The sequence below is a fragment of the Bacillus sp. XB1 genome, assembly GCF_053557995.1.
Map to the genome: position 1 here is coordinate 77095 of NZ_JBNRIL010000004.1, position 13778 is coordinate 90872.

13 protein-coding genes and 1 other annotated feature are annotated in these 13778 nt (G+C 35.9%); of the genes, 8 read left to right on the plus strand and 5 right to left on the minus strand.

Annotated elements, in window-relative coordinates; translation table 11 throughout:
• Positions 1-9: 9 nt before the first annotated feature.
• The 7 genes from ACK1U5_RS23390 to ACK1U5_RS23420 all read left to right on the plus strand — a co-directional run bounded on the left by ACK1U5_RS23390 (position 10) and on the right by ACK1U5_RS23420 (position 6029).
• The gene (locus tag ACK1U5_RS23390; RefSeq protein ID WP_001026075.1) at positions 10-504 is read left to right on the plus strand and encodes a cation:proton antiporter regulatory subunit; all 495 of its coding nucleotides are present in this window, start codon (positions 10-12) and stop codon (positions 502-504) included.
• A 4-nt stretch (positions 505-508) separates the two neighbouring features.
• Positions 509-1708 (plus strand): cation:proton antiporter, encoded by a 1200-nt coding sequence (locus ACK1U5_RS23395; RefSeq protein WP_000380223.1) that lies wholly within the window; start codon positions 509-511, stop codon positions 1706-1708.
• Between the two features lie 78 nt (positions 1709-1786).
• Positions 1787-2380 (plus strand): DedA family protein, encoded by a 594-nt coding sequence (locus ACK1U5_RS23400; RefSeq protein WP_000900221.1) that lies wholly within the window; start codon positions 1787-1789, stop codon positions 2378-2380.
• A 136-nt stretch (positions 2381-2516) separates the two neighbouring features.
• Complete coding sequence (locus ACK1U5_RS23405) at positions 2517-2951, plus strand: DUF3920 family protein (RefSeq protein WP_000422795.1); 435 nt, start codon at positions 2517-2519, stop codon at positions 2949-2951.
• 111 nt (positions 2952-3062) lie between these two features.
• Positions 3063-3473, plus strand: a complete 411-nt coding sequence (locus ACK1U5_RS23410) for a MarR family winged helix-turn-helix transcriptional regulator (RefSeq protein WP_061139651.1) — start codon at positions 3063-3065, stop codon at positions 3471-3473.
• A 51-nt stretch (positions 3474-3524) separates the two neighbouring features.
• Positions 3525-4223 carry a pirin family protein gene (locus ACK1U5_RS23415; RefSeq protein WP_000488643.1) on the plus strand — a complete coding sequence of 233 codons (699 nt, stop codon included), beginning with the start codon at positions 3525-3527 and terminating at the stop codon, positions 4221-4223.
• Between the two features lie 156 nt (positions 4224-4379).
• On the plus strand, positions 4380-6029 hold the full coding sequence (locus tag ACK1U5_RS23420; protein WP_033685825.1) for a M4 family metallopeptidase: 1650 nt from the start codon (positions 4380-4382) through the stop codon (positions 6027-6029).
• Positions 6030-6106: 77 nt separating this feature from the next.
• On the opposite strand, the gene ACK1U5_RS23425 is transcribed toward ACK1U5_RS23420, so the two are convergent.
• From ACK1U5_RS23425 to ACK1U5_RS23440, 4 genes are all read right to left on the minus strand, one after another.
• On the minus strand, positions 6107-6424 hold the full coding sequence (locus ACK1U5_RS23425) for a metal-sulfur cluster assembly factor (protein WP_000076422.1): 318 nt from the start codon (positions 6422-6424) through the stop codon (positions 6107-6109).
• A gap of 119 nt (positions 6425-6543) precedes the next feature.
• Positions 6544-8235, minus strand: a complete 1692-nt coding sequence (locus ACK1U5_RS23430) for a methyl-accepting chemotaxis protein (protein ID WP_001012203.1) — start codon at positions 8233-8235, stop codon at positions 6544-6546.
• 213 nt (positions 8236-8448) lie between these two features.
• Positions 8449-10143 carry a methyl-accepting chemotaxis protein gene (locus ACK1U5_RS23435; protein ID WP_000878437.1) on the minus strand — a complete coding sequence of 565 codons (1695 nt, stop codon included), beginning with the start codon at positions 10141-10143 and terminating at the stop codon, positions 8449-8451.
• Between the two features lie 413 nt (positions 10144-10556).
• Positions 10557-11375 carry a class I SAM-dependent methyltransferase gene (locus ACK1U5_RS23440; RefSeq protein WP_061139653.1) on the minus strand — a complete coding sequence of 273 codons (819 nt, stop codon included), beginning with the start codon at positions 11373-11375 and terminating at the stop codon, positions 10557-10559.
• A gap of 114 nt (positions 11376-11489) precedes the next feature.
• Positions 11490-11760 (plus strand) — a binding site (T-box leader).
• Positions 11761-11810: 50 nt separating this feature from the next.
• Here ACK1U5_RS23440 and metG point away from each other — a divergent pair.
• Complete coding sequence (metG, locus tag ACK1U5_RS23445) at positions 11811-13445, plus strand: methionine--tRNA ligase (protein ID WP_087875921.1); 1635 nt, start codon at positions 11811-11813, stop codon at positions 13443-13445.
• Between the two features lie 41 nt (positions 13446-13486).
• On the opposite strand, the gene ACK1U5_RS23450 is transcribed toward metG, so the two are convergent.
• Positions 13487-13741, minus strand: a complete 255-nt coding sequence (locus tag ACK1U5_RS23450; RefSeq protein WP_000154132.1) for a hypothetical protein — start codon at positions 13739-13741, stop codon at positions 13487-13489.
• Positions 13742-13778: the final 37 nt, after the last annotated feature.

Here is a 13778-nt window from a genome sequence, read left to right on the forward strand (position 1 = left end):
GAGCTAAAAATGAATATTAGAGAAAGTGAACTTCCGGGTATTGGTTATAAGTTTCAAATCGTTACGAAAGGTAATGAAAAGATGGTAATTGTCATTCATGATGATGGTCGTAGAGAAATGTATCATTTTGATTCAGACCATGAAGAAAGCATCTCAAGTATTTCACTACGTGACTCAGAGGCAAGACAAATCGCTGCAATATTAGGTGGAATGGTATATAAGCCTAGGGCGTTAGAAAATGTTGAGATGGTTTTTGAAGGTTTAGCGATTGAGTGGTTCAAAGTGGAGAATACAGCTCCAGCAATCGGAAAAACAATTGGCGATCTTGAAATAAGAAAAACATATAGCGTAACAATAATCGCGGTTATGAAGAAGAACATGAAGAAGCTATTTAATCCAGGACCAGAAACAGTAATTGAAGAAGGAGATATGCTTGTAGTTTCAGGTGAGAGAGAAGAAATTAAAAAAATCATTAATGAATTACTTTCAAATAGGGGGGACTGATTAGATGGATACGTTAATTTTTGAAGTTGGTACAGCTTTAGTTTTAGTGGCAATTGCAGCAGTAATTGCTGGAAAATTTAAATTCTCAGTAATTCCTTTTCTAATCGTTCTTGGAATGTTAGTAGGACCGCATGCACCGACAATAGGTGTTATCGATCTCAAATTTATTGAAAGTGCAAGTGTAATTTCTTTCCTTGGACGGATTGGGGTTCTATTCCTTCTATTCTATCTAGGATTAGAATTTTCAATGAAAAAACTAATTAAATCTGGACGCTCTATTGCGATTGGCGGAACGATTTATATTTTAATTAACTTTTCACTTGGTTTGTTATACGGATTTATAATGGGATTCCCATTACTAGAAATCTTAATTATTGCGGGTATTATTACGATTTCTTCTAGCGCTATCGTTGCTAAAGTGTTAGTGGACTTAAGAAGAACTGGTAATAATGAAACCGAATTAATTTTAGGAATTATTATGTTTGAAGATATATTCCTTGCTGTATATTTATCAGTTGTTTCTGGTTTAGTACTTGGGGATCACGCTTCCTTCTTAGGTGCCCTTACTTCAATTGGAATTGCTTTAGGATATATGCTTCTATTCTTTATAGTAGCTAGAAAGGCTACGCCGTTATTAAATAAATTGCTCAATATTAGCTCAGATGAAATCTTTATTATTGTAGTATTTGCTTCGTTATTCTTCATTGCTGGTTTTTCAGAAACAATTCACGTTGCAGAAGCAATTGGAGCACTTCTTCTAGGATTAGTTTTCTCTGAGACAGAGCATAGTGACCGAATTGAACATCTTGTTGTTCCATTTAGAGACTTTTTCGGAGCTATTTTCTTCTTCAGCTTCGGGTTAAGTATTGATCCGTTCTCATTAGGCGGAGCGATATGGTTAACGTTAGGTGCTGTCCTTCTTACGATAATCGGTAACTTTGTAGCAGGAATGATTGCAGGAAGACAAGCTGGATTATCTCATAAAGCATCAACAAATATCGGATTAACAATCGTTTCAAGAGGAGAGTTCTCCATCATTATGGCTAATATCGGTATCGCCGGTGGTTTAATGTCAGTACTGAAACCATTCTCAGCACTATACGTGCTTATACTATCCATTTTAGGCCCACTTCTGACAAAAGAGTCGAAGAATGTATATAAATTCTTAAATAAAATCTTTAAGTGGGATACGAAGACTAACTAAATTAAAAAAATAAAAGTACAAGATATTTCCTGCTTGTACTTTTATTTTGGTGATGAAAACAGTAAAGAGAGGTACATGATGTTAGGAGAGTTGATTCATTCGGTTTTAGTTTTTTTAGAAGGACTTGGTTATTGGGGAATTATGCTTGGATTAATGCTAGAGGTTATTCCAAGTGAAATCGTATTGTCTTATGCAGGCTATTTAGTATCAACAGGAAGCATTACATTTTGGGGCGCTGTCGCGTTCGGTACAATTGGTGGTGTAATTGCACAACTATTCATTTATTGGATTGGTCGATATGGAGGAAGACCTGTTCTTGAGCGATATGGAAAATATATTTTAATTCAGAAGAAACATATTGATTATGCTGAAGATTGGTTTAATCGTTATGGAACTGGCGTTATCTTTACCGCACGTTTTATTCCGGTTGTGCGTCATGCTATTTCGATACCAGCGGGTATTGCGAAAATGTCACATGCTAAGTTTATTACGCTAACTACATTAGCTGTTATTCCGTGGTCAATTGTGTTTGTATATTTAGGTTTTAAATTAGGAACAGAGTGGGAAAGTATTAATAAAGTTGCGGGGCCATATGTGAAATACTTTGCACTTGTTGCTATTGTTTGTGCAATTGGTTATTTTGTATTAAAAAAAATGATGAAAAAAAAGTGATTACAGAAAAGGAATCTATGTCGAAGTAGATTCCTTTTTATTGGCATTTTTTCAAGGATGAAAGAATACGTTTAATATTTACTATATTGTGGCATACATATAGGAAAAGGGAGTTTGGAAAGGGGAATAAAGAAAAATGGAACTCCAGTTTCAAAATGTATATCAACAGGTAGAGAATTGGTATGTGTTGGATTCGGAGCTTCCTTGGGATGTCAAAAAGCTGAGAGAGGATTTGTGTTCTCTTATTGAAGTATGTAAAACACCCGTTATTTTTTGTGATACGTGTGATGCAAATGATGTACTTCTATCATTAGGGGAAGAGGAAGAAGAGTTCCTATTCCCAGTAGGTGGTTTTTATCATAAAGAAAAGAAATTAATTTTCGTTTGTATGTGGGAAGAGTATGAGCAAGTTCTCAAAACGCTACTGCATGAATTTCGCCATGCGATGCAACATAAGAGAGATATATTGTATGTGGGAAGTGAACGGTACGAAGAGCGGTGGATTGAAAAAGATGCGAGGAAGTTCGCGGAGAGGAAATTGGATGAATATAAGAGTAGAAAGTTAATGTAAAGCATAGTGGAGAAATAGCCCTGTGCTTTCTTTATGCTTATTAAAAATAAGTATTTGACTTTTATTAAGTTTAGTTCTAAACTAATGATATGAAACGAGCGAGGTGATGAAATGAAAACAGAAGATAGACTAGGGCTACTATTATGGTTTCGTTTGTCACGCTTTTATAATAAGAGTATTCGTGAGACGAATCAGCATTTGAAAAGATGGAATGTATCTGCCGCCCAGTTTGATGTGTTAGCTCAAGTTGGAGGACATGATCGTTTAACGCAGCAAGAACTTGGAAATAAGCTATTTGTTACGAAAGGAAATGTAACGCAGCTTTTAAATAAAATGGAGCAGCTTGAGTGGATTTTGCGTGAACAAGAGGGTACTACGAAATATATTTCTTTAACAGAAAAGGGAAGAGCTTTATATGAAGAAATCGTCCCACCTCAAGAAACGTTCCAAGCAGAGAAGTTTCATAATTTAAACATAGAGGAACAAAAGCAATTATTAACACTACTAAAAAAGTTACAATAAGAAAAAAATTTAAAATAAATCTCGAATTCGAGATAGTATGAGGTGAAGGATATGTTTAGAAAAATTGATCATAAAAATATGGGCAGAGCAAATCATGGTTGGTTAAATACACATTTTCATTTTTCTTTTGCCAATTACTATAATCCAAATAACATGAACTTCGGAGCGTTACGTGTTATTAATGATGATCTAGTAGCGGCGCAAACTGGTTTTGATATGCATCCACATCGTGATATGGAGATTATTTCTTACGTTGTAGATGGTGCTTTAACACATGAAGACAGCATGGGAAATCGCGGAACAATTGAGCGTGGACATGTTCAATATATGAGTGCTGGCACGGGCGTATTTCATAGCGAGCATAATTTAGGCGATGAAACGCTGCGTTTATTACAAATTTGGATTTTACCAGACCGTGCAGATCATAAACCAAACTATGGTGAGTTTAAATTTGATTGGAGCAAGCGTGAAAATGAATGGTTCCACATGGTATCTTCAGTAGAAGGAAATGCACCAATTCAAATTCACCAAGATGCGAATTTATATTCCTTATCATTAGAGGCTGGAAAAGAAATTCATTTTCCAGTGAAAGAAGGCCGTCAATTGTATCTTGTACAAATTGAAGGAAGCAGTGTAATCAATGGTGAAAATCTTGTTATGCGTGATGCAGCGGAAGCGGTAGAAGAAGATATTCATATTGAAGCAAAAGAGCAATCACACTATTTAGCAATTGAATTGAAAAAACAATAAAAGGTTTATAGAAAAGAGGACATCCGATAGATGTCCTCTTTTTTTGATTGGAATTGTCTGAAAAATGTTTCTCAAATTTTCGGTAGAGGTATCAGCTGGGAAAATAAGAATTGTATAAAAGTGTCAAAAATCTTTATGGGAATGGGGAATGTTATAGTGAAAAAGCAAGTCATTTCATCAGCATTAGCGTTAACTGTTATCGCCGGGGGATTTGGAGCGTTTGGGGCAACGACAACGAAAGCGGAAGAACAAAAAATTCAATATCATCAAGAATTTAAAACACCTGCATACATAGGTGAAGAATGGAAAGCACCGGAAGGACTAGATAAAAAAGAGACAGTCTTTCAATACTTAGAGAGTAAGAAAGATATGTTTAAATTAGCAGGAAATATTGAAAAGCATTTTAATATCGTTGGGGAAGAAAAAGACGCTGAATCTGATACGACACATGTGAAGCTAGTTGAGAAACATAATAACATTCCTGTGTACGGTTCTGATCAAACTGTTACACTTGATAAAGAGAATAATGTAAAAGCATTCTTCGGACAAGTTATTCCGAATTTAGATGATAAAAATATTCCTGCAGCTGCAAGCATTACTGCGGAACAAGCAGAAACGATTGCAAAGGCAGATATTGAGAAAGAAATTGGTAAAGTAAAGAGTTATGACGGTGTGAAAAAAGATTTATTTGTATATGAAAAGGACGGTAATTACTATCTTGCATACTTAGTTAAGGCATCGATTTCAAAACCAGCTCCAGGATATTGGCATTATTTTGTTGATGCAACGAATGGAAATGTTATTGAGAAATATAACGCTGTAGATAACATTACTGGATTTGGTTACGGAGTATTAGGTGCTAGACAATCATTTGAAATTGCTCAAGATACGAAAACAGGACAATTCAACTTGTTTGATGGTAAACGAGGACAAGGTGTTCATACATTTGATGCAGAAAATATGGACGAGAACTGGTTTAATTTATTCTCACAATGGCTTGGATATACAGGAGAAGAAGTTGAAAGTAAATCTAAGTTCTTCGAAGATAAAGCTGCAGTTGATGCGCATGTAAATGCGGGAAAAGTATATGATTACTACAAAAAGACATTTAATCGTAACTCTTTCGATGATAAAGGTGCGAAGCTTATTTCAACTGTTCACGTAGGTACAGCTTGGAATAACGCAGCTTGGAATGGTGTGCAAATGATGTACGGTGATGGCGATGGAAAAACATTCATTCCATTATCTGCTGGACTTGATGTTATCGGTCACGAATTAACGCATGCTGTAACTGAACATACAGCAAACCTTGTTTACAAAAATGAGTCAGGGGCGTTAAATGAATCGTTATCTGACATTATGGGTGTTATGGTTGAGAAGAAGAGCTGGGATTTAGGTGCTGACATTTATACACCTGATAAACCAGGCGATGCACTTCGTTCATTAAAAGATCCAGCGTCTATTCCAAACCCATTAAAACCAAGTGAAGGTTACCCAGATCACTATAGTAAACGTTATACTGGAACAGCTGATAATGGCGGCGTTCATATTAACAGTAGTATTAATAATAAAGCTGCTTATTTAGTATCTGAAGGCGGAGATCATTACGGCGTGAAAGTAACTGGAGTGGGCCGTGAAGCAACAGAAAAAATTTACTACCGTGCGCTTACGAAATATTTAACTGCAAACTCTGACTTCAAAATGATGCGTCAAGCGGCACTTCAGTCAGCTGAAGATTTATACGGTAAAAACTCTAAAGCTGTACAAGCTGTAACGAAAGCTTATGATGCAGTAGGTGTAAAATAATAAGAGAAAAGACCTGACATCCTAGTCAGGTCTTTTCTTTATCCCGCTATCCGCAAATGATGAAATTTCCACTTTATTTAGTCGCGAATACCTAATGCGATTTTTGCCATACGTGACATACGTTCTTTCGACCAGGGCGGATTCCAAACGACATTTACTTCTATTTCATTAACTTCAGGTACGTTTGTTGATAATACTTTTTTAACGTCTGATACGATTTGCCCAGCCATTGGACAACCGATAGAAGTCATAGTCATCGTAATGACAGCATTATTATTTTCATCTGCTGTAACGTCATACACTAATCCAAGATTAACGATATCAACACCTAGTTCAGGGTCAATAACAGCTTCTAAATTGGCAAGTAATTTATTTTCAAATGCTTCTTGTGACATAAGCAGCCCCTCCTACACTTTAATGATATCGATTCTCATTATAACGGAAATGAGCATAATGTGCAGGAAATGAGCTCAAAAAAATATCCCTCTTTCAAAGAAGGGATATTTTTGAACATCTATTCTGTTTTAAAATGAGATACGAGTTGATCTAACTCTTCAACTGTTTGTTTCATTTTTCTAGCAGTTACTGTCATTTCATTCATAACAATAACTTTCTGTTCAGCAGATTGTGCCGTTGCGGCAGTTTCGCTGGATACTTCAGTAGAGATAGAAGCGATGTTATTAAGTGAAGCATTCATTTCTTCAGCACTTGCAGCCATTTCTTCAGCAGTTGCTGATATATCTTGCATTTGAGTAGATACTTTATTTACTTGTTCCACAATTGTTGTGAAAGAAGTACCAGCTTCACGAATAACATTGATACCTTCAAATGCTTCAGAACGGCCTTGAGACATCATAGAGCTAGCAGTTTCTGTATCATTTTGAATTTGATGTAGTAATTGATTAATGTCTGTTGCAGCTGTTTTAGATTGTTCAGCAAGTTTTCGAACTTCGTCAGCTACGACAGCAAATCCTTTTCCGTGCTCGCCAGCACGAGCTGCCTCAATAGAAGCATTTAAAGCAAGTAAGTTTGTTTGCTCAGCAATATTAGAAATAGATTGTACAGCAGTATCAATATATTTCGTATGAGTGATTAGACGTTCAACCACTTCTGACGTAGCATTTACAGCTTTGTGTATTGTTGTCATTTGTGAAACAGATTTTTGGATAACCGTACTTCCATCGCTAGCATGTTCAGATGTGGCAACAGCAAGTTCCGCTACAGATGAAGCAGATTCAGCGATGCGCTGAACACTTACTGCCATATCATCCATTGCAGTTGAACTTTCTTCCATACTAGAAGTTTGTGATTGAATACTTGCATTTAAGTTGGACATCGAGCTTTGGACTCTTAATGTCGCCTCACGTGATGTATTCGTTTTTTCTAGCATATTTTCAGAAGCGGTTTGTACTTCCACTGATGTTTTTTGAACACGATTAATGATATGTTGTAGGTTTTCTAACATTTTATTAAATGATGTTGCGATAGCACCTATTTCATCGTTGCTATTTACTTGTAGACGTGCCGTTAAGTCACCTTCTTGAGAGGCTAATTCTTTTAGTTTCGTGTCAATTTGTTGAATTGGTTTCACAAGTTTACCAGAGAACCACCATGCAAGAATAATTGCAGCGACAATACAAATAACAAGTGATAAGAAAATAACATATTCAATTAAGAGTGCAGATTGGTCAATTTTTTCAATAGATTGTTCACGTAATTTAGCTTGTTCATTACTGTAATTTGTGAAGTCACCAATTACTTTATAGACCGTTCCGTTTTCTGAAGAAGCTACTTGTAAAGCTTCTTCCCATTTTTGTTCTTTTGCAAGAGTGAATACTTTTTCTTCAATGAACTTTCTCCAAGTAGACCCTAATTCCATTGTGCTTTTTACGGACGAAGAAAGATTTGGATTAGAAAGAAGTTTATCTTTTGAATCTTCAAGACGTTTACTCATCTGATTAAACTTGTCTAATTCGACTTGATCATGTTGTAGTAAATAACCCCTTAAAGCAGATAGCTGTACTTGATAAGCGTCTCCACGTTCTTTCAATTCTGTTGCCAGTGGAGAAATTTCTTTTTGTAATGTTTCAGCTTTACGAGATTGGTCAATAGCAAAAAATAAAATAAAAGCTAAGGCGATGCCAAATAAAGCGCAAATCGTTCCCATCATGAACATAAGTTTTTTTCTGATACTTACAAAATTCATATAATTAAAAGCCTCCTTTGTGAAATCTTAGTATTAGAATTAATAAATGTAAAAAATTGAAAGAAAGCTTTACTCCAGTTGGAATAAAGCTTTCTTATTTCCTTTAGGAATTATAGCAGACGGAATGAGAGATAGAAAGAGATATTTTAAAGTGAAAAAGGAGAACCTGTAAAACTTTCTTTCCTATACCTTTGAGCTCGTGTCATTTTCACTTTAAGCGTTTGTTTTGAAATGAGAGACGAGAACTTCAAGTTCTTGTACGATTGTTTTCATTTCAGATGATTTGTTAGCCACGATACTCATTTTGTTTACTTGATCACCAGCTGAATGTGCTGTTTGTAATGTTTCTGCAGCAACTTCATTTGAAATAGAGGCGATATTATTTAAAGCTGCGTTCATTTCTTCAGAGCTTGCAGCCATCTCTTCAGCAGTTGCAGACATTTCTTGCATTTGCGTAGAGACTTTGTTAATGTGGTTAACAATTTCTGAGAATGAAGATCCGGCAGTACGAATAACAGTAATTCCTTCAGAAGCTTCTGCTTGACCTTGTGTCATCATGTCATTTGCTATTTTAGTATCGGCTTGAATTTGATGCAGTAAATGGTTAATGTCAGTTGCGGCTAGTTGAGATTGTTCAGCAAGTTTTCGAACCTCATCAGCAACAACAGCGAATCCTTTTCCATGTTCACCAGCACGAGCTGCTTCAATAGAAGCATTTAAAGCGAGTAAATTTGTTTGCTCGGCGATATTCGAAATAGATTGAAGTGCAGTATCGATATGATTTGTATGTGTAATGAGTCGCTCAATTACTTGTGATGTAGCGTTAACAGCTTCGTTAATTGTGTGCATTTGTGTAATAGATTTCTCAATGACTTTATTCCCATCATCTGCTTTTTCTGAAGTTGTGACAGCTAAACTAGTAACAGAAGAGGCGGACTCAGCGATACGCTGAACACTTGTTGCCATGTCATCCATTGCAGTTGAACTTTCTTCAATGCTAGAAACTTGTGAACGAATATTGTGTTCAAGAGCATTCATAGTTTCTTGGGTCCTTGCGGTATTTTCCATAGAAGCAGTCGTTTCGATAAATACATTTTCGGAAGCTTCTTTTACACTTGTTGATGTTTGTTGAACTTGTTTTATTATATGCTGTAAGTTAGTGAGCATTTGATTAAAGGAATTTGCAATGTCACCTATTTCATCTTTACTTGTTACGTGTAATCTAGCCGTTAAATCTCCATCTTGAGAAGCTAATTCTTTTAACTTCTCATCAATTTGTCGAATTGGTTTAACGAGTTTACCAGAGAACCACCATGCTAATAAAATAGACGTTAATGTACATGTAATGAGTGAGAAGAAAATAATATATTGAATAAGTGATGAAGAAGACTCGACGTCAGCAATTAATGCGTCACGTTTCTCATTCTCTTCATTTGTATATTTATTAAAACGATCTAAAAGATCATTTACATAATCTGTTTGTGCTAAAGCAATTTTGGATGCTTCGTCCCATTTTCCTTCACGAGCAAGAGGTAGTACCTCATTATCTATGACGCTACGCCATTTTCCCCCCATTAAAATAGCTTCTTTCATTCCTTCTGGGAGCTTCTTGTCACTTGTTACTTTCTCTCTAGTATCAGCTAATTTTTTCCCTTCTCGGTTGAACTTATCTAATCCTTTTTGATCATGTGATAGTAAATATTCTTGTAAACCAGCAACTTGTGCTTGGAACCAATCGCCACGTTCTTTTAAAATCGTCGCTCTTTTTGATACATCATTTTTTAACGTTTCAATTTCACTTGCTTGATTCATGGCGAATGAAAGAATAACTATAAGAGCAATGCTAAATAAAGAAGAAATGCTTAAGAGTGTGAACAGTAGTTTTTTTCGAATACTAACATATTTCATCGTTACCCCTACCCTCATTTAAACTGTTTATTATGATTTATGGATATTCAAAACGAAATTAATAAAAACATTATTATGAAGTTATTAATCTGTTCAATGAAAATTATAGCAGATAATGGAAGGAGTCAGATTGGTATTAGAAAAAGTTCTTAAAATGTATACATTTGCATATCATAAAATTCATAAATAAATATTAGAAATGCTATTGAAATTTGAAATGACATCATGTATACTTCTAATTAGTTGATAACGATTATCAGTATCAACTAAAACATTACTCTTCGTTATGTTGGTCATACCCCTTTTTGACGGCGTAAGTCAGAGACGAAATGTTGAAATATCTTGTGTCCTATTCTACAGAATTATGGTAATCTCCAACCTCAACTTATATGCGTGAGCATGCAAAAAGGATCCTATCCGTGAAGGGATCCTTTTTTGCATGCTGTCGCAATTATTGTATATAGACCAGGGATACGTTCTTCGATTCCTTCCGGTGCAGTAGAAGGGAAGAGCCATCTTTGATGAGGTCCGTGTTCTTCAACTAGTTTTTCAATTTTAAAATGTTCTTCCGCGAGTGTTGTAATAATTTCTCCTAACGTCCAGCGACGGATGGTTGTTTTAGGTAGCGATTCTTTCTGTGCTTCTGTAAGAAGGATGCTATAAGCAACATCATCTTCAATTAATTCTTTATCGAAATAATTTCCACTTGCTCGAAATGATGGATGGTCTACTCCTAATAGCTTTGTGTATATTGGATGGTAATCGCGAAGGATAAGTATTCCACCGGGCTTTAGTAGTTGAGAGATTGTTGTAAAAAGTGGTTTTAAATCTAGAAAGTAATGAAGTACACCAAGTTCCAGTAATACGATATCAAATGATTTGGAGAGATTTACATCTAGTACATCAGAAACGATGTAATGAATAGAGACGCCTGCGGCTTCCGCAAGTTCATTTGCATATTTTGCATTACTTGCTGAAATATCAACAACTGTTACGTCAGCTCCTAAAAGAGCGAGTGCGACAGCTTTATTTCCTTTTGAGCCGAGTAAATTAATAATACATTTTCCTTTTGGAGATTGTATGTAAGGTAAATAATGTGCTACTTCGCGCGTGGGATCTTTCATGATTTTTTTCGCATAATCAGCTGGTGCCCCGTGGCGATTCGTCCAAGCTTCATAAGCAGCTGTATTCCAGCTTTTTTCATTTATAGTGCTTAGTTGTTTTTGGTTCAATGTTATCACTCCTTTTGTGAACGTATAGTTATTCGGCAGAGGGATGGGATTTCCTTTTCTTTCTGAATAAAAGTTTGATTTTTCTGTTATTAAGTCGTACAATACTTTTTATACGTAAAAGCGTTGAAAAGGAAAAGTAGGATGAACACATTCTTTCCAGAGAGCTTCGGTAGCTGAGAAGAAGCAAGAATATTCATTTGAACAATGGCCTTTGAGCTTCGTCCTGAACTTATCAAATGATAATAGTAGGCGGCGACGAGAGTTGGTACTCGTTATCAAAACCACAGTATAAGAGCATATAGCTCCGTACTTGTTAAGGCTAATTATGTGAGTAATTGGCGAAATAAGGTGGTACCGCGACTGTTTATACAGCCCCGCCCTTATCTTTTTTAAGATAAGGGCGGGGCTTTTTATATTTAAAAGGAGGAATGTAAGATGAGTATTTTTATTGGAGGCGCTTGGCCGTATGCAAATGGTTCGTTACACCTTGGCCATATTGCGAGTTTGTTACCTGGAGATATTTTAGCGCGTTATTACAGGGCAAAAGGTGAGAATGTGCTGTATGTTTCAGGGAGTGATTGTAATGGAACACCGATTGCAATTAGAGCAAAACAAGAAGGTGTGACAGCGAAAGAAATTGCTGATAAGTATCATGAAGAGTTCCAGCGATGTTTTCGTAGCCTTGGTTTTACTTATGATTGCTATACACGTACAGATAGTGAGCACCATCATGAAACAGTTCAAAATGTTTTTTTACGTTTATTAGAAGAAGGACATATTTATAAAAAAACAGTGGAACAAGCGTATTGTGAAACGTGTACGCAGTTTTTACCGGATCGTTATGTAGAAGGAATATGTCCACATTGCCATGAAGCAGCAAGAGGAGATCAATGCGATGCTTGTTCTGCTATTTTAGATCCTCTCGATTTGTTAGAAAAGAAATGTAAGTTATGTGGTAGTACGCCATCTGTAGAGGAAACAGAGCATTTCTATTTTGCATTGCATACATTTCAGCAGCAAATTAAAAGGACTGTAGAAATTGCCAAACAAACAGGGACATGGCGCGACAATGCGATTCAACTAACAGAGAGATATGTAAAGGAAGGATTACTAGATAGGGCCGTATCACGTGATTTGCCAATTGGGGTACCAATTCCAGTAGAAGGGTATGAAGATAAGAAAATTTACGTATGGATTGAAGCAGTGACAGGCTATTATTCAGCGAGTAAACATTGGGCTGAAGAAACAGGGAAAGATGATCAAGAGTTTTGGGATAGCGAAGCGAAAACATATTATGTGCACGGAAAGGATAATATTCCGTTTCATTCCGTCATTTGGCCAGCGGTATTACTTGGAATAGGGGAGGAAGCAATCCCGCGTCATATCGTTTCGAATGAATATTTAACAGTTGAAAAAAGAAAATTATCTACAAGTAAAAACTGGGCAGTATGGGTGCCTGACATATTAGAACGCTATGATCCAGATTCTATTCGTTACTTTTTAACCGTCAACGCACCAGAAAATCGCGATACTGATTTTTCATGGCGGGAATTTATTTACAGTCATAATAGTGAATTATTAGGTGCATACGGGAACTTTGTGAACCGGACATTAAAGTTTATTGAAAAATATTATGGTGGTATCGTGCCGAAAGGAAGTATTGAAGTAGAGCTGAAAGATAAAGTAGAAGGATTATATAAACAGGTAGGAGAGGCGATTGAGCAAACTAAATTTAAGGTGGCGCTAGAGACAGTATTTGATACAGTACGTTTTGCAAATAAATATTTTGATGAAAAGCAGCCTTGGAAACAAAGAGAAGATGATCCAGTTTCATGTGAAGAAACGATTTATAACTGTGTGTATCTTATCGCTAATTTTGCCCATCTCCTTGAGCCATTTTTACCATTTTCAAGTGAAAGAGTTCGAAACACATTGTCGATTGTGAAACGAAATTGGGAACCGCAAAATACGTTGCCAAGTAGAATTGATAGCGTACAGCCATTATTTGAGCGAATCGATGTAAAACAAATTGAGCATGAGATAGAGAAGCTGTATGGAGCGGTAAAATGAGATAGAGAAAAAGACCTTTCAAGTAAATGAAAGGTCTTTTGTTATGCAGTATGGTTCTCTTTCTTATCTTTCAAAAAGAAAAGTACAGCAAGGATTACAAGAATAATAGCTGCAATATCATACGTTATTTTAAATGTAGTATTAAAGTTTAAGTACTCTACGAAAGGAGTTTTCACTGCTCCTGCATATATACAAACGGGAACGAGAAGTAAATCGTAAAATTTCTTTTCTTTCATATATCTTATTAGGAAGAAGATACACATAATAGCAAAAAATACGATGCTTAAAATAGTCATTTATACCTCCAGATAAATTTACTTATTTTAATTGCAG

Excerpts from the sequence above, each read along its gene's own strand:
- ACK1U5_RS23415 (WP_000488643.1), top strand. The coding sequence starts at position 3,525 with ATGTTTAGAAAAATTGATCATAAAAATATGGGCAGAGCAAATCATGGT.
- ACK1U5_RS23405 (WP_000422795.1), top strand. The coding sequence starts at position 2,517 with ATGGAACTCCAGTTTCAAAATGTATATCAACAGGTAGAGAATTGGTAT.
- ACK1U5_RS23425 (WP_000076422.1), bottom strand. The coding sequence starts at position 6,424 with ATGTCACAAGAAGCATTTGAAAATAAATTACTTGCCAATTTAGAAGCT.
- ACK1U5_RS23400 (WP_000900221.1), top strand. The coding sequence starts at position 1,787 with ATGTTAGGAGAGTTGATTCATTCGGTTTTAGTTTTTTTAGAAGGACTT.
- ACK1U5_RS23450 (WP_000154132.1), bottom strand. The coding sequence starts at position 13,741 with ATGACTATTTTAAGCATCGTATTTTTTGCTATTATGTGTATCTTCTTC.
- ACK1U5_RS23435 (WP_000878437.1), bottom strand. The coding sequence starts at position 10,143 with ATGAAATATGTTAGTATTCGAAAAAAACTACTGTTCACACTCTTAAGC.
- ACK1U5_RS23410 (WP_061139651.1), top strand. The coding sequence starts at position 3,063 with ATGAAAACAGAAGATAGACTAGGGCTACTATTATGGTTTCGTTTGTCA.
- ACK1U5_RS23430 (WP_001012203.1), bottom strand. The coding sequence starts at position 8,235 with ATGAATTTTGTAAGTATCAGAAAAAAACTTATGTTCATGATGGGAACG.
- ACK1U5_RS23395 (WP_000380223.1), top strand. The coding sequence starts at position 509 with ATGGATACGTTAATTTTTGAAGTTGGTACAGCTTTAGTTTTAGTGGCA.
- ACK1U5_RS23390 (WP_001026075.1), top strand. The coding sequence starts at position 10 with ATGAATATTAGAGAAAGTGAACTTCCGGGTATTGGTTATAAGTTTCAA.
- metG (WP_087875921.1), top strand. The coding sequence starts at position 11,811 with ATGAGTATTTTTATTGGAGGCGCTTGGCCGTATGCAAATGGTTCGTTA.